The sequence below is a fragment of the Staphylococcus sp. mip270_02 genome (genome assembly GCF_054031535.1).
On the sequence record NZ_CM132934.1, the window covers coordinates 1,072,609 to 1,098,282 of the forward strand.

Consider the following 25,674-nt stretch of genomic DNA (forward strand, 5'->3'; position numbering starts at 1 on the left):
AATTAAGGAGTGACTTTCATGAGAAAAATAGTAGCAAAAAAAGGTTTAGATATTGAGTGTAAAGGTTGGGAACAAGAAGCAGTTTTAAGAATGTTATATAACAACCTTGATCCTGAAGTAGCTGAACGTCCAGAAGACTTGGTAGTATACGGCGGTATAGGAAAAGCAGCTAGAAATTGGGACGCATTTGAAGCTATTGAAGACACATTACGTTCATTAGAATCAGATGAAACAATGTTAGTACAATCAGGTAAACCTGTTGCTGTATTTAAAACACATGAAGAAGCGCCACGTGTATTAATTTCTAACTCGGTATTAGTTCCAGAATGGGCAAATTGGGATCACTTTAACGAATTAGATAAAAAAGGACTTATGATGTATGGACAAATGACGGCAGGCAGTTGGATTTATATTGGTTCTCAAGGTATAGTTCAAGGCACTTATGAAACATTTGGTGAACTTGCCAATCAACATTTTGATGGTAAATTGAACGGTACAGTAACACTAACTGCTGGATTAGGGGGTATGGGTGGCGCACAACCGCTTGCAGTTACAATGAACGGTGGTGTTGTCATTGGCGTAGATGTTGATGAAACACGTATTGATAAGCGTATAGAAACACGTTATTGTGATGTGAAAACACATGATTTAGATGAAGCGTTACGTTTAGCTGAAGAAGCACGCGGTAAAGGTGAACCACTTTCTATTGGTTTAGTAGGTAACGCCGTCGATACACATAAAGCCATTTTAGATAAAGGTTTTAAAATTGATATCGTAACGGACCAAACAAGTGCCCATGATCCACTAAATGGTTATGTACCACAGGGTTATTCGTTGGAAGAAGCCCAAGCAATTCGTGATAAAGATCCAAAACAATATGTTAAAGAATCTCAATCTTCTATGAGAAAACATGTTGAATATATGCTTGAATTCCAAAAAAATGGTGCTGTTGCATTTGACTATGGTAATAATATTAGACAAGTGGCATTTAATGATGGATTAGAAAATGCATTTGATTTCCCTGGATTTGTACCTGCGTATATTCGCCCGTTATTCTGTGAAGGTAAAGGTCCTTTCCGCTTTGCAGCTTTAAGTGGAGATCCTAAAGATATTGAGCGTGCTGATGAGGAAATGAGAAAAATCTTCCCAGACAATGAAAAATTAATTCGTTGGTTAGATTTAGCTCAAGATAAAATAGCATTCCAAGGCTTACCATCACGTATTGCTTGGTTAGGATACGAAGAACGTGCCAAAATGGGATTAGCGCTAAATAAATTAGTACGTGACGGTGAAATTTCTGCACCAATTGTTATTGGACGTGACCATTTAGACTCAGGGTCTGTTGCAAGCCCAAACAGAGAAACTGAAGGAATGAAAGACGGCTCTGATGCTGTTGGTGATTGGGCAATCTTAAATGCATTAATCAATACTGCAGCAGGTGGTTCATGGATTTCATTCCATCACGGTGGTGGTGTTGGTATGGGTTATTCGTTACATGCTGGTATGGTTGTTGTTGCAGATGGTTCTGAACGCGCAGATAAACGTTTAGGACGTGTACTTACTACGGATCCGGGTATGGGTGTAGTGAGACATGCTGATGCTGGATATGAATCTGCAATTGAAGTTGCAAAAGAAAAAGGCATAAAAATCCCAATGATTACAGGTAAAGGAGACAAATAATGAACGATTTAATCATTCAAAACATAAAAGAACTTATTTTACCAAAATCAACTGAACGTCCATTAAAAGGAAAAGAATTAGATGAGCTAAATATCATTGAAAACGGAACTGTCGTTGTAAAAGATGGCAAAATAGTTTATGCAGGTAATCATACTGATGATTATGAAGCGCATGAAATTATTGATGCAACAGGAAAAGTAGTTTCACCGGCACTTGTTGAAGCTCATACACATCTTGTGCACGGAGGATCACGTGAACATGAAATGTCACTTAAAAGGCAAGGTGTTTCATATTTAGAAATTCTTGAACAAGGTGGAGGTATTTTATCTACTGTTGAAGCGACTCGCAAGGCTACTGAAGACGAATTGTTTGAAAAGGCAGAGAAGAATCTGTTAACTATGATTGAGCATGGCGTGTTAGCTGTAGAAAGTAAGAGTGGATATGGTTTAGATAAAGAAAACGAACTGAAACAGTTACGCGTATCTAATCGTTTAGCAGATAAATACAATTTAGATATGAAGCATACTTTCCTAGGACCTCATGCAGTTCCTAAAGATGCGCAATCAAATCAAGCATTCTTGGAAGAAATGATTGATTTGTTACCTGAAGTTAAACCGTACGCAGATTTTGCTGATATATTTTGTGAGACAGGTGTATTTACTATCGAGGAATCAAGAAAATATATGCAAGCTGCTAAAGCATTAGGATTTGATGTGAAAATACATGCTGACGAAATCGATCCATTAGGTGGACTCGAGTTAGCTATTGATGAAGGTGCAATTTCTGCAGATCATCTTGTTGCTTCAAGTACAGAAGGTAAAGCAAAATTAAAACAAAGTGATACTGTAGCTGTATTACTTCCGGGAACAACATTTTATTTAGGTAAAGAAACATATGCAGATGCAAGAGGCATGCTAGATAATGATGGCGCGATTGCAATTGCAACAGATTTTAACCCTGGTAGTTGTGTTACCAACAATTTACAACTTGTAATGTCTATTGCTGCGCTAAAATTAAAACTATCACCAAATGAAATTTGGAATGCGGTAACGGTAAATGCTGCAAAAGCAATAGATGTAGATGCTGGAACAATTAATGAAGGAGATAGAGCAAATATTGTAATTTGGGATGCACCTAACCATGAATATATCCCGTATCATTACGGTATTAACCATGCAGAAACAGTAATTAAAGATGGCAAAGTATTAGTAGATAATAAAATTCAATTAAAAGGTTAATATAATTTTTCTATCAGTCTGGGATATCTTTTGATGTCCCAGATTTTTTAGAACCACTTCTCAATTTATTGAGTTAGTGGTTCTTACACATGAGCAAGAGCTCAGGTGGCCCAAGACACTTCTCTAAAGAACCACTTCTTAATTTATTAAGATAGTGGTTCTTACACATGAGTTATACTCAGGTGCTCCGCTTTTGAAATTGAAGCGGTTCTTACACATGAGCAAGCGCTCAGGCGGTCCAAGTCCACTTCTCTAAAGAACCACTTCTTAATTTATTAAGATAGTGGTTCTTACACATGAGTTTTACTCAGGTGCTCCGCTTTTGAAATTGAAGCGGTTCTTACACATGAGTATATACTCATGCGTTCCACTTAAGAAAGTTAGTGGTTCTTACACATGAGCAAGCGCTCAGGTGGCCTAAAGTTCACTTCTCAAATTATTGAGTTAGTGGTTCTTACACATGAGCAAGAGCTCAGGTGTTGATAATTTTATATTTTGATAAACAGAATTGATAAAATATTTCGACAATTATGATACCATGTGACAAGAGGAACATATGGAGGTGACATTCGGCGTGACACGAACTGATTATATCAAACAATGGCAAGGTAATATCATTCCGAATGTACTATCTGGTATATTAATAGCGCTCGCACTTTTGCCAGGTGCTATCGCATTTTCTTTTATCGCAGGCGTGAGCCCAATAATAGGTATGTTGAGTACTGGATTAATGATGATTGTCATTAGTTTCACAGGCAATAGAAATTTAATGGTTTCAGCGCCAAGTAGTGGTGTCTCTTTAGTTGTAGCACCACTTATGGCTAGTCATGGCATACAAGCAGTGATTTTAGCTACAATTTTTATGGGATTAATCCAAATTATATTTGGTTACTGTCATACAAATAAACTATTAGATTATATTCCTACAGGCGTTGTCATAGGATTTATGAATGCACTTGGAGTACTACTATTCACATCTCAGCTTGATAATATATTTCAAATTTCTAATACTACTTATGTTTTTGTGTTAATTTCATTTTTAATTATTTGGTTGGCGCAAAGATATATAAAATTCATACCTGCACCTTTAGTTTCAATTATTGTCTTAACCTTTGCTGCTTGGTTAATTAAACCAGATATACAATATGTTCATAATTTAGCCTCTATACATGTACATTTGACAACTATTAGTTTACCTAAAATGATGTATGATTTAGAAAATACATTTATTATTTTTATTTATGGATTAACAATGGCTATTGTTGCTGTTGTACAAACAACCTTAACTGCACGAATGATGGACGTTGTGACGGATACGCCTAGTGATAAAAACAAAGAGTCAATTGGTCAAGGTATTGCAAACTTTATTGTAGGATTGTTTGGTGGATATGGTGGTAGCGCATTAGTGGGACAATCAAAATTTAATTTAAGTATGGGAGCAACATCGAGAGTTTCAACTTTGATTACTGGCAGCTTTCTACTTTTTAGTTTATTTGTATTTGGAAGTATTATTGGTCAGATACCTATGGCGGTATTAGCGACCGTATTAATAACGATATCTTTAAATACATTTGATAGAAGAACTGTATCATTTGTTAAAAAAGCACCGATTTTTAATGGTTGTATAGTAATACTAACGATGGCGATTATATTAATAACGAATAATTTGGCTGCGGGTGTAGTGATTGTAACAATTTGTTACTACCTCATTTTGCACTTAAAAAATAAGAAAGGGTGTGACATATAATGCCACAATATGAAGATTACATAAATTGGAGAAGAACTTTTCACCAGTATCCAGAATTATCAGATGCAGAATATGAGACAACAAAAAGATTAAGAAGAATTTTAGAATCATATGAGATTACAATCTTAGACCTACCATTAGAAACTGGCTTAGTAGCAGAGGTTGGTCAAGGTGAACATTTTGTAGCAGTTCGAACAGACATAGATGCTCTGCCTATTAAAGAGCAAGTTGTACATGAATTTACATCCACTAATGAAGGTATGATGCACGCTTGTGGACATGATATTCATATGGCAAGCATACTTGCAGTAGCGACAAAATTGAAAGAAATTGAATCGCAATTAACTGGGCGCGTACGCATTATATTCCAACCTGCTGAAGAACTAGGTTATGGAGCATATCATATTACTGATACAGGTGCGATAGAAGGTGCTAAAGCAGTATTAGGTTATCATAATTACCCTACATTAGACATTGGTGAATTTGCAGTAAAATCAGGAGTTATTACTTCTTCTGTAGATCGATTTGAATTTAAAATTAAAGGTGTAGGAGCACATGCTGCCAAACCTGAACAAGGTAATGATCCAGTTATTGTATTAGGACAATTAATTAATAGCGTGCAGTCTATTGTTAGTAGAAACTTATCAGCATTTGATAATGGAGTCGTTACTATTGGTGAAGTGTCTAGTGGTAATACATGGAATGTGATTGCCGATGAAGCCTATGTTCAAGGTACAGTGAGAAGTTTTGACGAAGAGAAACGTAATTATATCGAAGAACGCTTGCGTGCAATTGGAAGTGGCCTTTCAGAAGCATTTGGTGTTGAAATTGAAACGTTATATCATCGTTTACCAGGTGCGGTTGTTAATGATGAAAAATTAACAGAAGACGCAATAGAGATTGCTAAAGAGGTTGGTTATAATGTGAGTATTATGGATCAACCATTAACGATTGGAGAAGATTTTTCTGGTTTCTCAAATAAATATCCAAGTGTATTTGTGTTTATTGGTTCTAATAGTGAATATGATCTGCATCATCCTAAATATGATCCAGATGAGCGTATATTAGAACAAGTACCTGAGTATTTCTTAAGTTTTATACAAAAACTTTTAAACGAGCAATCTAAATAGAATCTTTGAATGATGTATTAAAACTTTAAAAATTAGGGTATGCATAAGCATATTCTTTAAAATAAGGAGTGTTTGCATATGCCAGGACAAGATCCTAGAACAAAATTCTCAAGTGAAGATTTCCCGAAACAAGAACAAGACGTTCCAGGTTTACAGGATAAATTAGACCCTAAGCCTGATTGTGGTGAAACAACTTATATCGGTTATGGGCGTTTAAAAGATTATAAAATTTTAGTTACTGGTGGGGATTCTGCTATCGGTAGAGCTGCTGCCATAGCGTATGCTAAAGAAGGAGCAGATGTGGCAATTAATTACTTACCTGCTGAGCAAGTGGACGCTGAAGAAGTACAACAAGTGATTGAAGCAGCAGGACGTAAAGCTGTATTAATCCCAGGCGATATACGCGATGAACAATTTAACTATGATTTAGTTGAAACAGCTTATAACAAACTTGGTGGATTAGATAATGTAACAATTGTAGCAGGACACCAACAATATAGAAACAACCTTAAAGGCTTTGATACTGAATCATTTACTGAGACATTCGAAACAAATGTTTATCCTATTTTTTGGTCAGTTCAAAAAGCAATTGATTATTTAGAACCTGGCGCAACGATTACACTGACTTCATCTGTACAAGGTTATAATCCGAGCCCTATCTTACATGATTATGCCGCTTCCAAAGCAGCTATCATTTCACTTACCAAGAGCTTATCTGAAGAATTAGGTAGCAAGGGAATCCGTGTAAATTGTGTAGCACCAGGTCCATTCTGGTCACCACTCCAAATTTCTGGTGGACAGCCCCAATCTAAAATTCCGACTTTTGGCCAAAAAGAAGTGCTAGGTAGAGCAGGGCAACCGGTTGAACTTTCGGGCGTGTATGTACATTTAGCAGCTGAGGAATCAAGTTATACTACAGGCCAAGTTTATGGCGTGACAGGTGGTACTCAATTAGATTAGAATTGATGAAGTAACGAGGCAGCAATTTAATTTAACTATTAGTGTTTCAATGTCTCGGTGATACAAAGCATAAGGAGGGAAGGATATATTGATATCCTTCCTCCTTATTTTTGAAAGGTAAGGTAATCATTTATGAAAAAATTTAAAGCAGATGCTTTAACCAAAAAACAAAATTATAAATTATTAAGTGGTAGTGTGGTACCTAGACCTATCGCATTTGTTACTTCTCAAGATAAAGATGGGCATTTAAATGCAGCGCCGTTTAGCTTTTTTAATGTTGTTAATAGTGCACCACCAATGATTATGATTTCTACAGGTCGTTCTGCAGGGAAGCGGAAAGACACTTCTTTAAATATTGAGGAAACGGAATCATTTGTAGTACATATTACAGATGAAGCTACAGTCGAACAAATCAACCATACAGCAGCCCCTTTGGCCCGTAACCAAAATGAATTAGAAAGAACAAGTCTTAATTGTGTTGACTCTGAATTAGTTGCAGTACCTGGTATCGAACAAGCTAAAATTCGAATGGAATGTAAGTTAGATAGAATTATTCCGTTAGGTGACTCTCAAGAAGGATCTGATTTAATTATAGGTGAAGTAGTTATGTTTCATATTGATGAATCAGTTTATTTTGAAGATAGTAAAATAGATGTTGACGCACTTAGTGCTGTAGCTCGTTTAGCTGGTAATGATTATGCTTCTTTAGGTAATAAATTTACTATCGAACGTCCTATGAAGTAAATATAAAGCGATTAAATAAATAACATAAGCTCTATTGAAATAATAGATGTTGAAGGGATTAGATAATGAAATCGTTTGTTAAATTGTTTTCTGTTCAATTCCATATTTGACGAATTACAATTAATACTGTACTGTAATAAAATAAAATAATAACTTATCAAGAGAAGTGTAGGGACTGGCCCGATGATACTTCGGCAACATGATGATGCGTGTGCCAAATCCAGTAGCATAATTCATGCTAGAAGATAAGAATGAATCAAGTTTACTCTTTCTTCTTAATTTAGAAAGAGTTTTTTTATTTTTAGGACTTACAAATAACAGAAGGTTGAGTTCTGTTTTAATATTTAGGAAAGTTGGTTATGTATGGAGGAGACAAAAAAAGGTAACGCATGGGCCTTGATACCTTTAATCGTATTTGTTGGTATGTTCTTAGGTGTGGGTATTAGTACAGGCGACTTTACTACGATGCCACTGAATGTAGCTATATTAGTAGCTTCTATTGTTGGATTAGCGTTAAATAGAAAAGGATCATTTCATAAAAAAGTTGAAGTTTTTACAAAAGGTGCAGGACATTCCAATATTATTTTAATGATGTTAATTTTCTTATTAGCAGGCGCCTTTTCTCAAACGACTGAAGATATGGGTGGCGTGCAGTCGACGGTTAACTTAGGGTTATCATTAATACCAGAAAATTTAATTATCGTCGGACTATTTATAATATGTATGTTTGTATCTTTATCAATGGGTACGTCTGTAGGGACGGTAGCTGCTATAGCACCAGTTGGTTTTGGTTTAAGTCAGGCTACAGATGTTTCGGCAGCTATCACAATGGCTACTGTTGTTGGTGGAGCTATGTTTGGTGATAACTTATCAATGATTTCTGATACTACGATAGCTGCAGTACGTACTCAGAAAACGAAAATGAGTGATAAATTTAAGGTGAACATAAAGATTGTTTTGCCTGGCGCGATATTTACTATTATTGTTCTTTGGTTTTTAACAAATGGTGCACATATAGATGCAAATAAAAGTTATGATTATGACCTTATTAAAGTAATTCCATACTTATTTGTGCTTATTTTAGCATTAATAGGTGTAAATGTAGTTATCGTATTAATCGGTGGCATTGTACTTTCTGCAATTATCGGATTAATCTACGGTTCATTTAGTTGGACAGGTTTATTAAGTTCTATATCTAAAGGTATTATCGGTATGGAAGATATAGCGATTATTGCATTGCTCATTGGTGGTTTAGTAGCTTTGATTCAACATAATGGTGGTATTACTTGGCTATTAAATTTTGTGCGCAGTAAAGTGAAATCTAAACGTGGTGCAGAATTAGGTATTGCTGGCTTAGTCAGTGTTGCAGATATATCAACAGCAAATAATACTATTTCTATATTAATGGCAGGACCATTAGCAAAAGATATTTCAGAGGAATATGATGTGGATCCGCGTAAATCAGCTAGTATTTTAGATATGTTTGCGAGTTGTTTCCAAGGAATGCTGCCATATAGTCCTCAATTGATTGCTGCTGCAGGTGTGGCGTCTATATCTCCATTTGAATTAGTGCCTTACTCAATTTATCCAATGATACTAGGCGTTTGTGGACTTGTAGCAATTTTCTTTAGGTTACCTAGATTAGATAAAAAGTAATTAAGATACATTGCAATATCAAGTTGGGCAATGATTTTTAAGTTCTAAATAGAGTAGTGGAGTTATATGTTAATAAACATGATTAGATAACAGTTGAAAATTGTTGATATTCATTGTGTTATTTAATAGCAATAGACTATAATCTAGATTAAATTTGAGTCCGGGATGTACGAATGTCCCGGGCTCATTCGCTATTTTAAATAAGCAGTATGTTAACAGAATATGCTAAGATAAATGTGAAGTTTATTTGGTATAATATTCAATGAAAATGAAAGTTTTGACGTTTCCTGACTAATAGCGATAAAATGAGGTTGTTAAAGCTTTATAAATATTAAAGAACATCACTATATTTACTTGATAATTGTTTAGAAGTATAGTGTAATGCGTTAGAATAGTAATAAGAGTGAAAGTAGGTGAACAATCGATCGTGGGAAAATACAATGTAGAAAATGAGAATGTTGAAATTCGTCTTGAAAGGTTATTTAAAGTAGAACCTGAATTATTATACCAAGCTTGGACAGACCAACGTTTTCTTAAACAATGGTTTATGACAACTGAAAGAACAAATAAAACTATTGAAGTAGCTGCTGAACAAAATGGTAAATACAAAATTGTTGATGTTCGTAAAGGTAAGGAGAATATAGTACAAGGTAGATTTGCTTCATTAACTCCTTATGAATATCTCGTCATGACAATTGGTATGCCAGAATTAAGTGATTCAGAAGATACGATAGAAGTTGAAATATTCGAAAGAGAACCAGGCATTACGCAAATGATTTTCAATTATATTGCTTTTGTACCGAGAGAAAGAAGATTAACATCTTTAGAATATAAACAGAAGAAGAAAGAATATCATGATTCAACGGCACATGGGTTTGAAATGTTATTTGACAAACTACAATTAACGCTTGAAGAGTTTGAAGCAAATTTATAAAATAGTTCGCTGATATAGAAATTACACGGGGTGATATGATTTTACTGGATTATTTCAATCCTGGTAATATTATCTAAGTTTGAATAAAATTCAGACCTGTATCAAAGTAAATTCTTTATATGTTTTGCTCAATCAGCACTTAAAATAAATAATGCTCCCTTTAAAAGTAATCACTAAATGTGACAATCTTTAGAGGGAGCTTTTGCTATTATTAACAAATTTAGCATAATTATTCAAACTCCAATACGGTTATTTGAACGTGGCGAATAAGACAATAGTTGGGCACTGTATTTTAATACAGTTCGCCTATTACTTTACGTTCATTATATTTTCGTAATAAGGTTTCGAAGAAAATATGGTAACTAATAAAACTTGAATAATCTATACCATCAGCTAAGTAAAATGTATTACTAGATACATAGATATTATAATTTGCTTTTTGAGCAAGGGTATTATCTTTTAAAGTGGTTACAGAGAAAAAATATTTTTGACGCAACTGTAATAAATTGCTGATATCTGTTAACTGCTCTGATTCACCAGAAAGAGAAATGATAAAAAAGATATCTTTTGGTGTTGTTTTATTCAATACCATTTTAAATTCGTGTACGTCATGAAGTACGATAATACTTTTATGTATCGTTAGTAATATACGCTGTGCTTCTTGAGCCACATTCATTTGGGCTAGTCCAGTTCCATATAAATAAACGGTTTCTGCTTCGTAAATTTTATCTGTAATAAGGTCATAATCGATTCTTTCTAAATAAGTGAAAGTATTTTCGATTTCTTGTTTAAAACCTTCTATTGAATCTGAAGGTAATTGATGTGATTGTTCGGTTTCAAATTTTAAATAAGATTTAAAATCACTATAACCATCAAAGCCTAACTTACGAGTGAAACGATGAATGGTGGCGTTAGATGCATGTGTGTGTTCTGCTAATTCTTGTATTTTCATCGTTTTACATTGTAGGATATGTGTATTAATAAAATGTGCAATATGTAAGTCATTTTCATTTAATTTATTAAAATTAGTATTAACACGTTCATCTAAAAACAAATTTATCACCTCACACTTCATGAAAATATTTTCACATTTTGAAAATATAATCTGATTATACAAAATTGTTCCGAATGGCGTCAAACTATTGTTTGTATGTAAGCGTTTCCTTTAATATTAAATTAATCACATGCAACACATACTCAATGAATTATATTTATAGATTTATTATGAATGATGTGTAGACAAATGCTTACGTATAGAAATAGGAGGTTATACGGCTATGAATGCAATTAAACGATTTGGGAGTGCGATGATTGTACCTGTATTAATGTTTGCATTTTTTGGTATTGTTTTAGGATTTGCCACTTTATTTAAAAATCCATCGATTATGGGAAGCATTGCTGCTGATGGTACAACTTGGTTTAAAATTTGGTCAGTAATCGAAGCTGGTGGTTGGACAATTTTTAATCATATGGAAGTTGTGTTTGTGGTCGGTTTGCCACTATCTTTGGCTAAAAAAGCGCCTGGACATGCAGCTTTAGCAGCATTGATGGGCTACCTTATGTTCAATACTTTTATAAATGCAATACTTACACAATGGCCGCATACATTTGGAGCGAATTTGGAAAAAGGCGTTGAAAATGTAACAGGGCTTAAAGCTATTGCTGGGATTGAAACGTTAGATACGAATATACTTGGTGGAATTATCATTTCAAGTATCATAACTTGGATACATAATCGATACTACAGTAAACGTTTACCAGAGATGTTAGGGGTTTTCCAAGGTCTAACATTTGTGGTGACGATATCATTCTTTGTTATGTTACCAATAGCTTTACTTACATGTGTTATTTGGCCGACTGTGCAAGGTGGTATTACTTCATTACAAGGCTTTATTATTGGATCAGGTTATATAGGTGTTTGGTTGTATCACTTCTTAGAACGAGTGCTAATTCCAACAGGATTACACCATTTTATATATGCACCAATTGAAGTTGGTCCTGTTGTAGTCAATCATGGCTTAAAGGCAGAATGGTTTGAACACGTTAATGAATTTGCTAAAAGTACCGAACCGTTAAAGGAACAGTTTCCATATGGATTTATGTTGCAAGGTAATGGTAAAGTATTTGGAGCTATAGGTATTGCTTTGGCTATGTATTCAACAACGCCTAAAGAAAATAAAAAGAAAATTGCAGCATTACTTATTCCAGCAACATTAACTGCTGTTGTAGTTGGTATTACCGAACCGTTAGAATTTACATTCCTATTTATAGCACCATATTTATTTGTATTGCATGCATTATTAGCTGCAACAATGGATACAATGATGTATGGATTTGGTTTAGTAGGTAACTTTGGAGGAGGACTATTAGACTTCTTTGCAACAAACTGGATACCGTTAGCACAAAATCATTGGTTAACTTATGTGATACAAATCATTATAGGGTTAGGATTTACTGCGATTTATTATTTCTTATTTAGATTTTTAATTCTTAAATTTGATATACCACTTCCTGGTCGTAAAAAAGATGAAAAAGATATGAAATTATATAACAAAAATGATTATAAAGGTAAAAAGAACGAAGATCATAGCGCAGTAGCAACAGGAAATGAGTATGAAGATAAGGCGATTTATTATTTAGAAGGTTTAGGTGGCAAGGAAAATATCAAAGATGTAACCAACTGCACAACACGCCTAAGACTTACGGTGAACGATGTTGAGAAGGTCGAAGATAGTGCGTATTTTACACATAATCAAATGGCGCATGGATTAGTAAAAAGTGGTAAAAATGTTCAAGTGGTGGTAGGTATGTCTGTGCCTCAAGTAAGAGAAGCATTTGAAAATATAGTGAATAATGACGATATAAAATAATGATATATAAGCAATAGAGGAAGAACTATTCAAGGCTCAGTACTTGTATAGGAACTAGTTAATAGTTTCAATTCATGTAACGATTGCCTAATAGATTAAGAGGAACCAAAACATCAATGTCTTGGTTCCTCTTTTTTGATACTTATTTTAAATTGGTAATTTTTATAAGTAGTTTATTTAAATTATGAAATTCTAGCTTTATTCATCCAACGAGGCTGGTATACAGCGCCAAGGATATCGATGTTATGCGTAGCAAGCATGTATATGAGTTTCGCAAAAACTGAGGGTGACGTAGATACGTTTATCTTATTACGATTGAAAGTATATGTAATATATTCGGTTTGATTTATTAAATTTAAAATATCGATGACCTTGTCTTTAATAAATGCGTCACGAAGTCCATCTACAACTAATTCAAAACGTCTGGAAGATAATAATAAATGATCTAAATCTAAAAGGTCATTAGTATCTGTACCTTGTAGTATTTGATAAATAGAATAGTTATGAAAACTAAGGAAACTAATCATATATGGTAATTGCTGCTTTGGTAAATTAATCTCTAAAGCATACAAATTATTTTGTTTGAAAATCGTAAATTTAAATGAATTACAAAATTGTATTTGCTTACATAGTTTGGTTAAATTTTTTCTTGTGGCACGATTATTTAATCCTCCAATATTTAACACAAAAGTTTCAGTTCTATCTAAAAACATATGATACCCCCAATATCTATAGAAAGTGTTTTATCTCTATTAATCATAATATTCAATTACACTTAAATTTCCACAAGTTATTATTTCTATTAGATTGTACCACTCTTTTTTATTAGAATCACTAGGTCTTAAGAACGAAGTTAAAATTTTTACATAGTAATTGATTACAGATATTATTTTTAGAATATTTAGAAAATTAAGTTGTTTGGGAGTATAAAGTATGATACATTTTTCTTTGTTAATACATAAAGGGAAGTGTTTATAGATGTTATCAAAAGTAAGTAGATTTGCAACCAACACATTCTTATTATGGATGTTAATTGCTGCAATTATAGGTTTTATTTTTCCTGCCCAATTAGCAACATTAAGTGGATGGGTTCCTTATTTATTAGGTATTGTAATGCTAGGGATGGGTTTAACGATAGACCCTAAAGATTTTAAAATTGTATTTCAAGCACCGCGTTCAGTGATAATTGGCGTTATATTACAATATACAATTATGCCATTAGCAGCTTTTTTAATTGCTAAATTATTTAATCTGCCACCAGAAGTAGCTATAGGTGTCATTTTAGTGGGATGTTGTCCTGGCGGAACATCAAGTAATGTAATGAGCTACCTTGCTAATGCAAATGTCGCTTTATCAGTTGCAATTACAAGTGTCTCCACACTATTAGCGCCTATTTTAACACCAGCCTTAATATATTTATTTGCTAATCAATGGTTAGAAGTATCATTTATGAGCATGTTTTGGTCAGTTGTCCAAGTAATCTTAATTCCAATCATCATTGGTTTTATATTACAAAGATTATTTAAAAACTTTGCTGCTAAATCAGCGACAGCTTTACCAATTGTTTCAGTTGTTGCAATTTCGCTTATCTTAGCGTCAGTAGTAGGGGGAAGTAAATCACAAATACTTGAAACAGGCTTATTGATTTTTGCTGTTGTCATCTTACACAATATTGTAGGTTACACGCTTGGATATACTTTGGCTAAAATATTCCATTTGGAAAGAGCTGATAAAAAAGCTGTTTCTATAGAGGTTGGTATGCAAAATTCAGGGCTGGCTGTATCATTAGCCACCGTTCATTTTAGTCCATTAGCCGCAGTTCCAGGAGCTGTGTTTAGTCTGATTCACAATATTACTGGACCAATATTAGCTAAATATTGGAATAAACGATAAAAAATAAGAAGAGACTAAATTTATGAACTGTGTTCACTCAAATAGACAATTAAATAATTAAAGTAACTTAATGGTTCGATTCATAGTAATGCTATGGATTGGGCCATTTTTAATATTATTCACTTGTGTTATAAAAATGGTTATAATTAGTTAATTCAAACCTGAAATATGATAAGCTATCATTAAATGAATGTGACCCCATATTAAATAGGAGGCGTAATTATGTACAAGGCAGTTGTATTTGACTTTGATGGCACGATTATAGATACAGAAAAACATCTGTTTGAAATTATTAATAAGCATTTAATTCAGCACAATTTACAAGAAATCTCATTAGATTTTTATCGTCAATCTATTGGAGGCGCTGCAACGGAATTACATAGTTATTTGGAAACACAACTCGGTACGAATGATAAGGAAAAAGTTTATTTAGAACATAATGAAACGAGTGTTTCTTTGCCAATTGTTGATGCAATGCATCAACTTATGGAATATTGTAAAAAACGTCATATCCCTATGGCAGTTGCCACAAGTAGTTATCGTGAAGATATTCAGCCAACGTTTGACAATTTAGGATTGAGCGAGTATATAGATGTTATTGTAGGACGTGAAGATGTAGAGTCAATTAAGCCTAACCCGGATCCATACCTCACTGCTGTTCAAAGATTAAATTATAACCCAGCAAATTGCCTAGCGATTGAGGACTCAGTAAACGGTGCAACAGCAGCTGTTACTGCTGGTCTTGATGTTATTGTCAATACGAATGATATGACGGAATTACAAGACTTTAGTCATATTGCATATACAGGGAAAGATTTGTCTGCGAATGAAATCATAGCGTTATGTTTTGAAGCTGATAGGAGTTAGTTTTATGAATGGTTATTTATTAATATTTTTCTTAGGCGGTCCTATTATCTTAGCCATAGGTAATTTAGTTTTAGGACCTGTATTTAATAAAAAGATTCCTTTTAATATACAATTTCGTTCATTTATAGTCGGTACGATGGTTTATTTATTAGGTGCTATAGCATTATATTATTTAGTACTACAAGATAGGTTTTGATTATATATACTAAAACAGATGACGCTTTATGAGACAAGCGTCATCTGTTTTATAAAAGTTGAAATATTAATGTTACACAAACAAGAACAAGCAGTATAGCATCTATACCTATCATGATAGCAAACCGGGGATTTTTTTCTCCGGTTTCTTTTGTTTTTTTATAGGCTTTCAAATTTGGAATTAAGCTTACAATTAATAAAATAATTACGACGATTCCTAAAATTACACTCATTATTTGTCACCACCGTTTTGATTTTTTACTAGAAATTCCCAAACGTAGCCGGCAATAACACCTATGATTAATCCAATAATAATCCCGACTTTTATTGCTGAAAATAGAGCGCTTATGATAATCGCGATTAATAATGCAATCGGAATAGTTATACCAAATTTATATTTTCGTTCTGGAGAATTTACAATAGAAAACAAAGTATAATATAAAATACCAAAAACAAAGATAACCATTACACTTTTTAATATTAAAGGAAGAACTGAACTATCAGATTCACTAAAATAATTTAAAAAGAAAAATAACACACCAAATATAATGGAAACCGTAAGCGTACGTTTCATTAAGTGTTTATTCATATATAACTCCTTTGTAATAAAATCTACTGAAAATTATACCATATAAAACAGATGAATTATTGTATTAGCAGTTATCTAGATATATTACGTTCATATTGGTGATGATCGTTTAAATAAGCATAGAACAAGCCTATAATTAATCCTCCTCCGATGTAATTGCCGATACCTGCACCTAATAAATTGATGATAACAGGCATAAGTGCTAATTCATTACTTTGATAGACTAAACCACCACCAAATAAAACAGAGTTATAAACCACGTGCTCATAACCCATAAATGCAAATATAGACACACCAAACATCATGACGAACATTTTAGCTAAAACATCGTCTATTTGCATCGCTATGACTAAAGAAATATTGATGAAGAAATTAGCAAAAATACCCTTAACCAATATTGCAATAAAACTAGCAGTTAAAGTTTTATGTTCAATTGTATGCTCTAATTGTATTAACATTTCAGTGGTCATCACATCAGAATGACGTAATAATAAGAAAAATAAAAATCCACCCAATGCATTACCAATAAAACATAGGGTAAAAATTTTAAAAACTCTGGTAGGGCTGATGACATGATAATATAAACCCACTGTAAAATACATAAAATTACTCGTCAGTAATTCTGAATTGGTAAATAAGATAAGCACTAGAGCAAAACTAAATGCTATAGATGCAATTATATTAATAACACCAGAAGGTAGATGAGTGTCTAGCGATGCTTTAATAAGCAAAACGAAGACTGTAATGACACCTAGAATAAAACCAGCCATTATGGCTCGAAGTAAATAACGTTTGAAATAAAAACTTTGTAAAATGTCTTTAGTTTTGATGGTGTCAACTACATGGTCAATCCAAGCTTTTCCATAAAATACTTTATCCCATTTAATGTTTTTTTCGCTCATTTTTTATCCTCACTTTCTACAATTATTTATAAGTATACTATGTCATGTAGAATTTGTGATATTTTTCACAAATTCTACATGAATTCATGCTTCACTTATATTTTTATAGTTGATTTTTAAGAAAAATAATTTTTGAAAAAAGCTTTACTTTCCAATGTAAAATCGCATACAATTGACAAACGGGAATGTAAGCCCTTACATTATTCGAAAATAATTGTTTAAATTTTTTGAATTTATAGTATAATAACGACATAATAAGTGAATTTAGTTCCACTTATATTTGAAAGAGATGGGGTTTGAATGATGAAAGATAATAATGAATTACAGAGGGGGCTAGGTGCACGTCAAATGCGTATGATTGCACTTGGTGGAACGATTGGTGTAGGACTATTTATGGGAGCTACAAGCACTATAAAATGGACAGGTCCTTCTGTTATATTTGCGTATTTAATTGCAGGTATATTTTTATTCTTAGTAATGAGAGCAATGGGAGAAATGGTTTATTTACATCCAACTTCTGGTTCTTTTGCTAACTTTGCAAGTGATTACATACATCCAGTAGCAGGTTATCTAACGGCTTGGAGTAACGTTTTCCAATGGGTAGTTGTAGGTATGAGTGAAGTTATTGCAGTCGGAGAATATATGAACTATTGGTTCCCTGATTTACCACAATGGATACCGGGCGTTATTGTTGTAGCTTTATTAGCTGGAGCTAACCTTGTATCTGTTAAAGCGTTTGGTGAATTTGAGTTTTGGTTTGCAATGATTAAAGTAGTTACAATTATTTTGATGATAGTTGCAGGTTTTGGTCTTATCTTCTTTGGTCTAGGAAATGGCGGAGAAGCAATTGGTCTCTCAAATTTATGGGCTCATGGTGGGTTTATGCCTAATGGTTGGATTGGCTTCTTCTTTGCACTTTCAATTGTTATCGGTTCATACCAAGGTGTTGAATTAATTGGTATTACTGCCGGTGAAACAAAAGATCCACAAAAAAATATCAAGAGCGCGGTTAACGGCGTTATCTGGCGTATATTGATTTTCTATATTGGTGCAATTTTTGTAATTGTTACAGTTTATCCTTGGAATGAATTAGGAAATATTGGTAGTCCATTTGTAGCTACGTTTGCTAAAGTAGGTATCACTTTTGCAGCAGGATTAATCAACTTTGTTGTACTTACTGCAGCGATGTCAGGTTGTAACTCGGGTATATTTAGTGCTAGCCGTATGTCATTAAATTTATCTCAAAAAGGAATGTTACCTAAATTCTTTGGCAAAGTTATGAAAAATGGTGTCCCTATGTGGACTGTACTTGCAATTGCAACAGGTATTTTAATTGGTGCTTTACTGAATGTAATTTTACCGTTATTTATCAAAGGCGCGGACAGTGTATTCGTATATGTTTATAGTGCTTCAATTTTACCGGGTATGGTGCCGTGGTTTATGATTTTAATTAGTCATTTAAGATTTAGAAAAAATCATCCTGAAGAATTGGAAGGTCATCCATTTAAAATGCCAGGTGGCGCATTTACAAACTACATTACAATGGCATTCTTTATTATGGTATTAATCGGCATGTTATTTAATAAGGAAACTGTGGTTTCAGTAATTATTGGTATAGCGTTCCTATTGTTTATGACAATGTTCTTCTTCTTGAAGGGCTACCATAAATTAAGTAAAGATCAACAACTTTAAAGTATAAAGTCTCACTGCTCTAAAGAACCATTGCTTTAAAGAACCACTGCTTAATTTATTAAGCTAGTGGATCTTACACATGAGAAGTTACTCAGGTGTTCTGCTTTTGAGAGCTAGTGGTTCTTACACATGAGAAGTTACTCAGGTGTTCTGTTTTTGAGAGCTAGTGTGACTTATGCATGAACGTTAGCTCAGGTAAATCTTCTATTTTTATCAAATATAGTCATCTTAATGGGGTGGGACGATGAAATCTTTTTAAATAAATTAGATTTCTGTCTCGCTCCTTTGTCTATTTATAGTCATTTAATCTCCTAGTTGAGAAAGGATTGATACAACGAAGTTGCTTAGCAAAGATAGTTTTTTTGTTCATCTATCATTTTTAATTGTTAGCAGTATGAAAGTTTTTAGCGCACTGTATACATAACTTTATTTTTAATTTACATAAAATTTACTGCATTAAAATAATTACTCAAAATTTGTGCACTACACTTAAAGTGTAGGTCGATAATACATATTTAAAGGAGTTATTACTTTATGAAAATTTTTAACAAATTAGCAACTGTTTCTGTGGCAAGTGTAATCGTTATGGGTACTGTGTTGGGGAGTGCGCAGTCAACCTATGCCTCGGCTGGAGGGCATGCGTCAAAAGAAAATGATGTTTCATATATGGGTAATACAAAAAATCCAAAGAATGTAATATTTTTAGTTGGGGATGGTATGGGCCCTTCATACAATTCTGCTTATCGTTATTTTGCTGATAACCCAGAAACAAAAGAAATGGAAAAAACTGCTTTTGATAAATATCTAGTAGGGAATCAACGTACAAATCCAAGTGACCCAAAAGAAAATGTAACTGATTCTGCGGCTGGTGCAACAGCGTTTAGTTCTGGTCACAAAACTTATAATGGGGCAATTGGCTTAGATAATAAGAAGAAAAAAGTAAAAACTGTGTTAGAGCAAGCAAAAGAGAATGGCAAGTCGACTGGATTAGTTTCTACTGCAGAATTAACTGATGCAACGCCAGCAGCATACGCAGCACATGTTGATAGCCGTGATAAAAAAGATGAAATTGCTAAACAATTCTATAACGATAAAATTAATGGTGAGCATAAAGTAGATGTCTTACTCGGTGGCGGCGCAGAATATTTTGGTAAAGAAAATGGTAATTTAGTAGATAAGTTTAAAAAAGACGGCTATGATGTTGTCGATAATAAAACAGATATGAAACAATCTACGAACAAAAAAATCTTAGGGCTGTTTGCAGATAATGATATGCCGTTGCAAATCGATGCACCAGATAAAAATCCTAAACTTCTAGATATGGCAGATACAGCAGTAAATAAATTACAAGAAAATGATAAAGGTTTCTTCTTAATGGTAGAAGGTGCCTCTATAGATAAAGCTGGTCATCCAAATGATATAACCGGTGTAATGTCTGAAATGAATAGTTTCGAAAAAACCTTTGAATTTGCTACAAATTATGCAAAATCAAATCCTGATACATTAGTCGTTGCAACGGCAGACCATTCAACTGGTGGTTTGTCTATTGCTAAAGGCAAAGATTATGTGTGGAACCCAGAAGCAATTCATTCTATGAAACACTCAGGTATGCATATGACTAAAGAAATTACTGAAGGCAAAGACCCACAAAAAGTAATTCAAGACGGCTATGGTTTTGAAGTTGAGCAATCACAAATTGATAAAGTTAAAGATGAAGCAACAAAACTTAATAAACTAGATAAAGAATCGGATGAATATAAAGAACAAATGCAAAAAGTACAAGATGCAGTACAAAAACCAATTAATGACAAATCTCACACTGGCTGGACAACATATGGTCATACTGGCGAAGATGTAAACACATATGCATACGGACCTGGTAGTGAGCATTTTAGAGGAAATATTAACAATACAGATAATGCGAACAATATCTTTGATTTCTTCAAAAATGAACAAAACTAATTGAATAAAATTAGTCTAAAATCAGTGAAAAAATTATAAATAATGATGAATAAGAAAGAAGTGAGTTTGATAAATCACATAAACATTGGTTTATCTCTCGCTTCTTTCTTTATTTGGTGGTTAAAAATTATATGAACTAAAATTTTTGATTCATACAGTAATTATAAAAACATAAATCCAACCTACTCAACGTAAAGAAACAGTTGCTAGGTTGGATTTATGTTAATGTTTGAAATATATATTTGATAAATGCTTTCGATAATTATCTAAAGCCATTTTAGATTGAGTAATAGCGTCTAATGATTTGTCGTAATTTAACGCGATGTAACGGTAATATAAAATATCGACTGTGAACAATTGAGCAAATAAAGATGTTGTTGCAGCCATACGTAATTCGTTTTCATCTGTTTGACCATATATCAATGTATAATCTGATATTTTTGCAATAGGATTATCGTTCGAACTTGAAATAGTTATTATAGGAATTTGGTAATCTGTTGCTACTTTTGCCATGGACTGCAATTCACTGTGGCTACCTTGATTTGTCACAAATATAATACAATCACGTTCATCATGTGTAGCAAGTGTAGACATGAACAAATGTGTTTCTTGCAAAAGTCTTACATTTAATCCAATTCTAGATAACTTTTGAAATAGGTCTGTAACAATAACAAGTGAAGCCCCGTAACCAAATAGAAAAATTGTGCGAGCATTTTGCATCTTTGCGCATATCATATCTATATTTTCATTCTCAATATGGTTCGAAACGAAGCTCATCGTGTTGGTAACACGTGACAACATTTTAGACTTCAATACATCTACAGATTCATTATTCATTAATTCCAGATGATTGTTATTTAATGTTTCTTCGGGTAAATACCGAGATATAGCTATTTTAAGTTCTTGAAACCCTTTTTCAGTCATTTTCTTACTAAATCTAACAATAGAAGCGGTACTTGTATCTATTTCATGAGATAAATCTTGAACTGACATATTGATAATCTTGTGTGGTGTATTTAAGATATAATCAGCAATTTTTTTCTCACTTTTAGTTAATTCTGGGTATTGTCGATCAATTTTATATAATACGTTGGACATAGTTAATCACCTAGAGTATCAGTTTCTCGCATAGCCTTTGTAGTGCCAAAGAAATAAGTGAATAAGAAACCACCGGCATATGCTGCAAGTAATCCGGCTATATAGCCTAAGTACATGTGGTCCGAAATCAATGGTAATAATGATATGCCACTTGGACCAATTGCGGTTGCTCCAATATGGCCAATGCCTCCAATGACAGCGCCACCGATACCACCGCCAATACAAGCCGTTATAAATGGTTTACCTAAAGGTAAGGTAACACCGTATATAAGAGGCTCACCAATTCCTAAAAAACCAACCGGTAGGGCACCTTTAAGTGTATCCCTTAGCGTTGTGTTTTTACTACATCTTACCCACAATGCTAAAGCAGCTCCGACTTGTCCAGCACCAGCCATAGCGGCAATTGGTAATAAATAAGTTGCACCAGTTTGATTGATCATCTCAATGTGAATAGGTGTGAACATATGATGCAAACCTAACATAACTAATGGTAGGAAAAAGGCGCCAATAATAAATCCACTAAAGACGCCACCAATGTCGATAATTGCATTGATAACTGAGACAAGTCCATCTGAAACGAAGCCAGCTAAAGGCATAAAAATAAAGATTGTTAGAAGTCCTATAATAAACAGAGTAATTGTTGGCGTAACGATAATATCTATGGCATTTGGAACAATTTTATGTAATCGTTTCTCAACGATACTAAGGAGCCATACTGCAAAAATTACGCCAATTATACCACCTTGACCAGCTTGTAACGGCTCGCCTGTGAAAATGTTGGTAATCATATTTTCATCAGTTAAACCCGTTAATAATGTTGTACCACCAATAACACCACCTAAACCTGGTGTAGCGCCAAATTCTTTAGCTGCATTGATACCAGTAAAGATTGCCAAATACGCCAGCATACCATCTTTAATAACATTAAAAACTGTGACGAGTTGTGTTACCCATTCGCCAGAAATCTGACCAGCCGCTAAAAGGTTACTTAATACAGCCGCGATACCACCAATTAAACCTGCCCCAATAAATGCCGGAATAAGTGGTATAAAGATATTAGCAATTGTTTTTAGTAATTTATTAAATTTACCGCGTTGCTGTTTACTTTGAATAGAAGTTTTATTTTCTTTAGCTTTCGCTTCAGCATCCGCACGGTAATTTTTAGTGTTATGGGGGATAGTTTCACCTAAACGTACACCACTTAAGTCGGACATATGAGTAGCAACTTTATTCACCGTTCCTGGTCCGACAACAACCTGTACGCGATCGTCTTTTACGACACCCATCACGCCTTTAATTGCTTTCAGTTTCTCATAGTCAACCTTATCTTCATTGAGTACTTTTATTCTAACTCGAGTCATACAATTAATAACGTTATCCATATTATCAAGTCCGCCTACAGCGTCTATGATATTTTCGGCAAGTATTTGCTCTTTTGTCATAAAATGACCTCCTTTTTTGTCATTAAAGATTTATGAAATGTATAAATAAGTGACAGTTGTATTTAAAAGTAATTAGTCTTTAATGGCTTGTTTGATAATATTGTCGTTTTGTTGTAAACGTTTTGAAGCTTCCGATTTGGATATATCGCATAGGTGCATGACAACAGCAACTTTTAAATTTTGGTCTGCGTCTTCATATAATATTTGAGATTGCTCGTATGTGGTATTGCAAATATCTTGGATTATACGAATAGAGCGATCAATTAATTTTTGATTTGTTGCTTTAACATCAACCATAAGGTTGTCGTACACTTTACCAACACCAACCATTGTGATAGTAGATATCATATTCAATATTAATTTTTGTGCAGTTCCTGATTTTAGTCTAGTAGAACCAGTTAATACTTCTGGTCCAACATTAACTTCAATAGGGTATTGGGCTAATTTGCTAATTTGAGTGTCTACATTACAAGAAATTGCTACGGTAGATGCACCAACTTTGTTTGCGAATTTTAGTCCTCCTTTGACGTAAGGGGTACTACCACTTGCAGCAATACCAATAACAACATCTTTTTCAGAAAGATGGATGTGCTTTAAATCTTCCTGTGCGAGATTTTCATCATCTTCTGCACCTTCAACTGCAACAGTCATCGCACGTTGTCCACCAGCGATTAAACCAATGACCTCATTTTTATTCGTATTAAATGTCGGTACGCATTCGGCGGCATCAAGTACGCCTAACCGACCACTTGTACCTGCTCCCATATATATAATACGGCCACCTTGTTTAAACTGGTGTGTGGTAATTTCAATTACTTTTGTTAATTCAGGCAAGATGACTTTTATTTGCTCTGGTACCTTTTGGTCTTCTGCATTCATCGTTTCTAAAGCTTGTTGAATAGTCATTTCATCTAAATGCATGGTTGCTTCATTTCTTGATTCGGTTATTGATTTTTTCATGATTTCAACTCCTTAGCATTTATAGTGAATTCAAATGAATCATTAGGTCGCATACAGTTGATGATGGGTATGTCGTCGGTATCAATTTGCGCTACAACATTGATATTTTTATGAGGTGGTAATACTTTCTTAATGATTTGTAATTCACCTTGATAACGTCCGTTATGTTTATTGTCTAAAGTTATTGCTCCGAGTGTCCTTTCGGTTATCAATGATGGCTGTATATCAGCTTTACAGTAATGGCGTGCTTCTTGAGATCTGATTAAATTACCAGGATTGTCAGGACGAACTGTGTGAGGTTTTAGTAAAATCTCTTCTGCCTGTGTATCAAGTAATGTTATTGATAAGTTAAAATGTCTCTGTTTTAAAAATGAAATAAGTTGTTGCGCACGATGACAGTTTAAATACGGATCACCAATCATAATATGGTGTGTATTTAAGTCTTGAAGCAATTGGGCGCTCTCAATTGTATGCAAATATCTCGTAGTTTCTATTGTTGGTAAGCCTTTGAAAAGTGGCCCGCGAAGTGTAGTTCCTGCAATAAACCCATAAATATTAGCCTGAGGATTATACGCTAAAATCAAGTCGTTTTGTGATTTAACAAATTGCGCTTCTAACCCTGTGTCAGGGCGAGGATAATAGTTATGGCAATAACATAAATAATTAAAATGATTTAAGTGTTGATATAAATGTTGTAGTAAATGATCTGAAATAATACTAGCGTTTAAACAACATTGAAAATCATTACTTATAATTTCATTAACAATGTCAATAGAAGTACTATGATCAATTCGAATAATAAATTGCGCAGAGTCATATTGTTTTAAAAATTCATAAAAATGATGATCCAGCAATGAAGGATTGATATCAATCATATAGTTCAGCTGGTCGTTTGATAAAAAATCTAAAAGTTCTCCCAAATAGCGATATTTAGTGTCATCATTATCTTCAGGTATTTGAACTGAAGTAAAAATCGTTTTGTACCCTAAATCGACCATGCGTCGTATATACGACTTATCGATGGGGTGGCCGAGATAAATGGAAAAGCCATGCATCAGTTATCACTCCTTAATTACTGTAATCGTTTTCATTGTACAATACATGAAAAACTATTA

Annotated in this window: 23 protein-coding genes and 1 riboswitch; of the genes, 14 read left to right on the plus strand and 9 right to left on the minus strand. The window is 33.7% G+C overall.

Annotation, left to right across the window (positions count from 1 at the left end):
• The first annotated feature begins 18 nt into the window (after positions 1 to 18).
• The 8 genes from hutU to ACW5YJ_RS04765 all read left to right on the plus strand — a co-directional run bounded on the left by hutU (position 19) and on the right by ACW5YJ_RS04765 (position 10,089).
• Positions 19 to 1,680: a urocanate hydratase gene (gene hutU, locus ACW5YJ_RS04730; RefSeq protein ID WP_457338542.1), complete on the plus strand. Its 1,662-nt coding sequence runs from the start codon at positions 19 to 21 to the stop codon at positions 1,678 to 1,680.
• Positions 1,680 to 2,918 (plus strand): imidazolonepropionase, encoded by a 1,239-nt coding sequence (gene hutI / locus ACW5YJ_RS04735; RefSeq protein ID WP_107551830.1) that lies wholly within the window; start codon positions 1,680 to 1,682, stop codon positions 2,916 to 2,918. Before hutU ends, hutI begins: the two co-directional genes overlap by 1 nt.
• A 556-nt stretch (positions 2,919 to 3,474) precedes the next feature.
• Positions 3,475 to 4,665: a SulP family inorganic anion transporter gene (locus ACW5YJ_RS04740; protein WP_017722838.1), complete on the plus strand. Its 1,191-nt coding sequence runs from the start codon at positions 3,475 to 3,477 to the stop codon at positions 4,663 to 4,665.
• A complete protein-coding gene (locus tag ACW5YJ_RS04745; RefSeq protein ID WP_017722839.1) occupies positions 4,665 to 5,795 on the plus strand; it encodes an amidohydrolase in 1,131 nt (376 codons plus the stop codon). The genes ACW5YJ_RS04740 and ACW5YJ_RS04745 overlap by 1 nt, the downstream gene beginning before the upstream one ends.
• Positions 5,796 to 5,873: 78 nt before the next feature.
• Positions 5,874 to 6,755, plus strand: coding sequence for an SDR family oxidoreductase (locus ACW5YJ_RS04750; protein ID WP_171915004.1), 882 nt, complete (start codon positions 5,874 to 5,876; stop codon positions 6,753 to 6,755).
• Between the two features lie 132 nt (positions 6,756 to 6,887).
• Positions 6,888 to 7,499, plus strand: a complete 612-nt coding sequence (locus tag ACW5YJ_RS04755) for a flavin reductase family protein (protein ID WP_017722841.1) — start codon at positions 6,888 to 6,890, stop codon at positions 7,497 to 7,499.
• 151 nt (positions 7,500 to 7,650) lie between these two features.
• Positions 7,651 to 7,751: riboswitch (SAM riboswitch) on the plus strand.
• 111 nt (positions 7,752 to 7,862) lie between these two features.
• Positions 7,863 to 9,155 carry a Na+/H+ antiporter NhaC family protein gene (locus ACW5YJ_RS04760; protein ID WP_457338543.1) on the plus strand — a complete coding sequence of 431 codons (1,293 nt, stop codon included), beginning with the start codon at positions 7,863 to 7,865 and terminating at the stop codon, positions 9,153 to 9,155.
• 427 nt (positions 9,156 to 9,582) lie between these two features.
• Positions 9,583 to 10,089, plus strand: a complete 507-nt coding sequence (locus ACW5YJ_RS04765) for an SRPBCC family protein (protein WP_017722843.1) — start codon at positions 9,583 to 9,585, stop codon at positions 10,087 to 10,089.
• Positions 10,090 to 10,381: 292 nt separating this feature from the next.
• Here the strand turns inward: ACW5YJ_RS04765 and ACW5YJ_RS04770 are convergent, their stop codons facing one another.
• Entirely contained in the window at positions 10,382 to 11,143 is a 762-nt protein-coding gene (locus tag ACW5YJ_RS04770) for a MurR/RpiR family transcriptional regulator (RefSeq protein WP_107551831.1), read from the minus strand.
• Positions 11,144 to 11,366: 223 nt separating this feature from the next.
• Here ACW5YJ_RS04770 and ACW5YJ_RS04775 point away from each other — a divergent pair, with 223 nt between their 5' ends.
• Positions 11,367 to 12,959 (plus strand): alpha-glucoside-specific PTS transporter subunit IIBC, encoded by a 1,593-nt coding sequence (locus tag ACW5YJ_RS04775; protein ID WP_107551832.1) that lies wholly within the window; start codon positions 11,367 to 11,369, stop codon positions 12,957 to 12,959.
• Positions 12,960 to 13,141: 182 nt separating this feature from the next.
• Here the strand turns inward: ACW5YJ_RS04775 and ACW5YJ_RS04780 are convergent, their stop codons facing one another.
• Positions 13,142 to 13,672 carry a hypothetical protein gene (locus ACW5YJ_RS04780; RefSeq protein WP_017722846.1) on the minus strand — a complete coding sequence of 177 codons (531 nt, stop codon included), beginning with the start codon at positions 13,670 to 13,672 and terminating at the stop codon, positions 13,142 to 13,144.
• A 265-nt stretch (positions 13,673 to 13,937) separates the two neighbouring features.
• Between ACW5YJ_RS04780 and ACW5YJ_RS04785 the strand changes: the two genes are divergently transcribed.
• The 3 genes from ACW5YJ_RS04785 (at position 13,938) to ACW5YJ_RS04795 (ending at position 15,915) form a co-directional block, all read left to right on the plus strand.
• Positions 13,938 to 14,852 carry a bile acid:sodium symporter family protein gene (locus tag ACW5YJ_RS04785; RefSeq protein WP_017722847.1) on the plus strand — a complete coding sequence of 305 codons (915 nt, stop codon included), beginning with the start codon at positions 13,938 to 13,940 and terminating at the stop codon, positions 14,850 to 14,852.
• Between the two features lie 222 nt (positions 14,853 to 15,074).
• Complete coding sequence (locus tag ACW5YJ_RS04790; RefSeq protein WP_017722848.1) at positions 15,075 to 15,719, plus strand: HAD family hydrolase; 645 nt, start codon at positions 15,075 to 15,077, stop codon at positions 15,717 to 15,719.
• Between the two features lie 4 nt (positions 15,720 to 15,723).
• Complete coding sequence (locus ACW5YJ_RS04795; RefSeq protein WP_017722849.1) at positions 15,724 to 15,915, plus strand: hypothetical protein; 192 nt, start codon at positions 15,724 to 15,726, stop codon at positions 15,913 to 15,915.
• A gap of 49 nt (positions 15,916 to 15,964) precedes the next feature.
• Here ACW5YJ_RS04795 and ACW5YJ_RS04800 read toward each other — a convergent pair whose 3' ends face one another.
• The 3 genes from ACW5YJ_RS04800 to ACW5YJ_RS04810 all read right to left on the minus strand — a co-directional run bounded on the left by ACW5YJ_RS04800 (position 15,965) and on the right by ACW5YJ_RS04810 (position 17,405).
• A complete protein-coding gene (locus tag ACW5YJ_RS04800; protein ID WP_017722850.1) occupies positions 15,965 to 16,147 on the minus strand; it encodes a hypothetical protein in 183 nt (60 codons plus the stop codon).
• Positions 16,147 to 16,503, minus strand: a complete 357-nt coding sequence (locus tag ACW5YJ_RS04805) for a hypothetical protein (RefSeq protein ID WP_017722851.1) — start codon at positions 16,501 to 16,503, stop codon at positions 16,147 to 16,149. Before ACW5YJ_RS04805 ends, ACW5YJ_RS04800 begins: the two co-directional genes overlap by 1 nt.
• A 71-nt stretch (positions 16,504 to 16,574) precedes the next feature.
• A complete protein-coding gene (locus tag ACW5YJ_RS04810; RefSeq protein WP_135091791.1) occupies positions 16,575 to 17,405 on the minus strand; it encodes a formate/nitrite transporter family protein in 831 nt (276 codons plus the stop codon).
• Positions 17,406 to 17,708: 303 nt separating this feature from the next.
• On the opposite strand from ACW5YJ_RS04810, the gene ACW5YJ_RS04815 reads away from it, so the two are divergent.
• Both ACW5YJ_RS04815 and ACW5YJ_RS04820 read left to right on the plus strand, forming a co-directional pair.
• The gene (locus ACW5YJ_RS04815; RefSeq protein WP_135091789.1) at positions 17,709 to 19,097 is read left to right on the plus strand and encodes an amino acid permease; all 1,389 of its coding nucleotides are present in this window, start codon (positions 17,709 to 17,711) and stop codon (positions 19,095 to 19,097) included.
• 534 nt (positions 19,098 to 19,631) lie between these two features.
• Positions 19,632 to 21,059: an alkaline phosphatase gene (locus tag ACW5YJ_RS04820; RefSeq protein ID WP_017722854.1), complete on the plus strand. Its 1,428-nt coding sequence runs from the start codon at positions 19,632 to 19,634 to the stop codon at positions 21,057 to 21,059.
• A 222-nt stretch (positions 21,060 to 21,281) separates the two neighbouring features.
• Here the strand turns inward: ACW5YJ_RS04820 and ACW5YJ_RS04825 are convergent, their stop codons facing one another.
• The 4 genes from ACW5YJ_RS04825 to ACW5YJ_RS04840 all read right to left on the minus strand — a co-directional run bounded on the left by ACW5YJ_RS04825 (position 21,282) and on the right by ACW5YJ_RS04840 (position 25,614).
• Positions 21,282 to 22,157, minus strand: coding sequence for a MurR/RpiR family transcriptional regulator (locus ACW5YJ_RS04825; RefSeq protein WP_017722855.1), 876 nt, complete (start codon positions 22,155 to 22,157; stop codon positions 21,282 to 21,284).
• Between the two features lie 2 nt (positions 22,158 to 22,159).
• Positions 22,160 to 23,599 (minus strand): PTS transporter subunit EIIC, encoded by a 1,440-nt coding sequence (locus ACW5YJ_RS04830; protein ID WP_135091788.1) that lies wholly within the window; start codon positions 23,597 to 23,599, stop codon positions 22,160 to 22,162.
• A gap of 72 nt (positions 23,600 to 23,671) precedes the next feature.
• Positions 23,672 to 24,559 carry an N-acetylmuramic acid 6-phosphate etherase gene (gene murQ, locus ACW5YJ_RS04835; protein ID WP_017722857.1) on the minus strand — a complete coding sequence of 296 codons (888 nt, stop codon included), beginning with the start codon at positions 24,557 to 24,559 and terminating at the stop codon, positions 23,672 to 23,674.
• The gene (locus ACW5YJ_RS04840) at positions 24,556 to 25,614 is read right to left on the minus strand and encodes a MupG family TIM beta-alpha barrel fold protein (protein WP_457338545.1); all 1,059 of its coding nucleotides are present in this window, start codon (positions 25,612 to 25,614) and stop codon (positions 24,556 to 24,558) included. The genes murQ and ACW5YJ_RS04840 overlap by 4 nt, the downstream gene beginning before the upstream one ends.
• Positions 25,615 to 25,674 lie beyond the last annotated feature (60 nt).

Bases quoted from the DNA above. Each gene is read 5' to 3' on its own strand.
- ACW5YJ_RS04755 (WP_017722841.1), top strand. From the start codon at position 6,888: ATGAAAAAATTTAAAGCAGATGCTTTAACCAAAAAACAAAATTATAAA.
- ACW5YJ_RS04760 (WP_457338543.1), top strand. From the start codon at position 7,863: ATGGAGGAGACAAAAAAAGGTAACGCATGGGCCTTGATACCTTTAATC.
- hutI (WP_107551830.1), top strand. From the start codon at position 1,680: ATGAACGATTTAATCATTCAAAACATAAAAGAACTTATTTTACCAAAA.
- ACW5YJ_RS04785 (WP_017722847.1), top strand. From the start codon at position 13,938: ATGTTATCAAAAGTAAGTAGATTTGCAACCAACACATTCTTATTATGG.
- ACW5YJ_RS04740 (WP_017722838.1), top strand. From the start codon at position 3,475: ATGGAGGTGACATTCGGCGTGACACGAACTGATTATATCAAACAATGG.
- ACW5YJ_RS04745 (WP_017722839.1), top strand. From the start codon at position 4,665: ATGCCACAATATGAAGATTACATAAATTGGAGAAGAACTTTTCACCAG.
- ACW5YJ_RS04800 (WP_017722850.1), bottom strand. From the start codon at position 16,147: ATGAGTGTAATTTTAGGAATCGTCGTAATTATTTTATTAATTGTAAGC.
- ACW5YJ_RS04810 (WP_135091791.1), bottom strand. From the start codon at position 17,405: ATGAGCGAAAAAAACATTAAATGGGATAAAGTATTTTATGGAAAAGCT.
- murQ (WP_017722857.1), bottom strand. From the start codon at position 24,559: ATGAAAAAATCAATAACCGAATCAAGAAATGAAGCAACCATGCATTTA.
- ACW5YJ_RS04840 (WP_457338545.1), bottom strand. From the start codon at position 25,614: ATGCATGGCTTTTCCATTTATCTCGGCCACCCCATCGATAAGTCGTAT.
- ACW5YJ_RS04830 (WP_135091788.1), bottom strand. From the start codon at position 23,599: ATGACAAAAGAGCAAATACTTGCCGAAAATATCATAGACGCTGTAGGC.
- ACW5YJ_RS04820 (WP_017722854.1), top strand. From the start codon at position 19,632: ATGAAAATTTTTAACAAATTAGCAACTGTTTCTGTGGCAAGTGTAATC.
- hutU (WP_457338542.1), top strand. From the start codon at position 19: ATGAGAAAAATAGTAGCAAAAAAAGGTTTAGATATTGAGTGTAAAGGT.
- ACW5YJ_RS04790 (WP_017722848.1), top strand. From the start codon at position 15,075: ATGTACAAGGCAGTTGTATTTGACTTTGATGGCACGATTATAGATACA.
- ACW5YJ_RS04780 (WP_017722846.1), bottom strand. From the start codon at position 13,672: ATGTTTTTAGATAGAACTGAAACTTTTGTGTTAAATATTGGAGGATTA.
- ACW5YJ_RS04805 (WP_017722851.1), bottom strand. From the start codon at position 16,503: ATGAATAAACACTTAATGAAACGTACGCTTACGGTTTCCATTATATTT.
- ACW5YJ_RS04825 (WP_017722855.1), bottom strand. From the start codon at position 22,157: ATGTCCAACGTATTATATAAAATTGATCGACAATACCCAGAATTAACT.
- ACW5YJ_RS04815 (WP_135091789.1), top strand. From the start codon at position 17,709: ATGAAAGATAATAATGAATTACAGAGGGGGCTAGGTGCACGTCAAATG.
- ACW5YJ_RS04750 (WP_171915004.1), top strand. From the start codon at position 5,874: ATGCCAGGACAAGATCCTAGAACAAAATTCTCAAGTGAAGATTTCCCG.
- ACW5YJ_RS04775 (WP_107551832.1), top strand. From the start codon at position 11,367: ATGAATGCAATTAAACGATTTGGGAGTGCGATGATTGTACCTGTATTA.
- ACW5YJ_RS04795 (WP_017722849.1), top strand. From the start codon at position 15,724: ATGAATGGTTATTTATTAATATTTTTCTTAGGCGGTCCTATTATCTTA.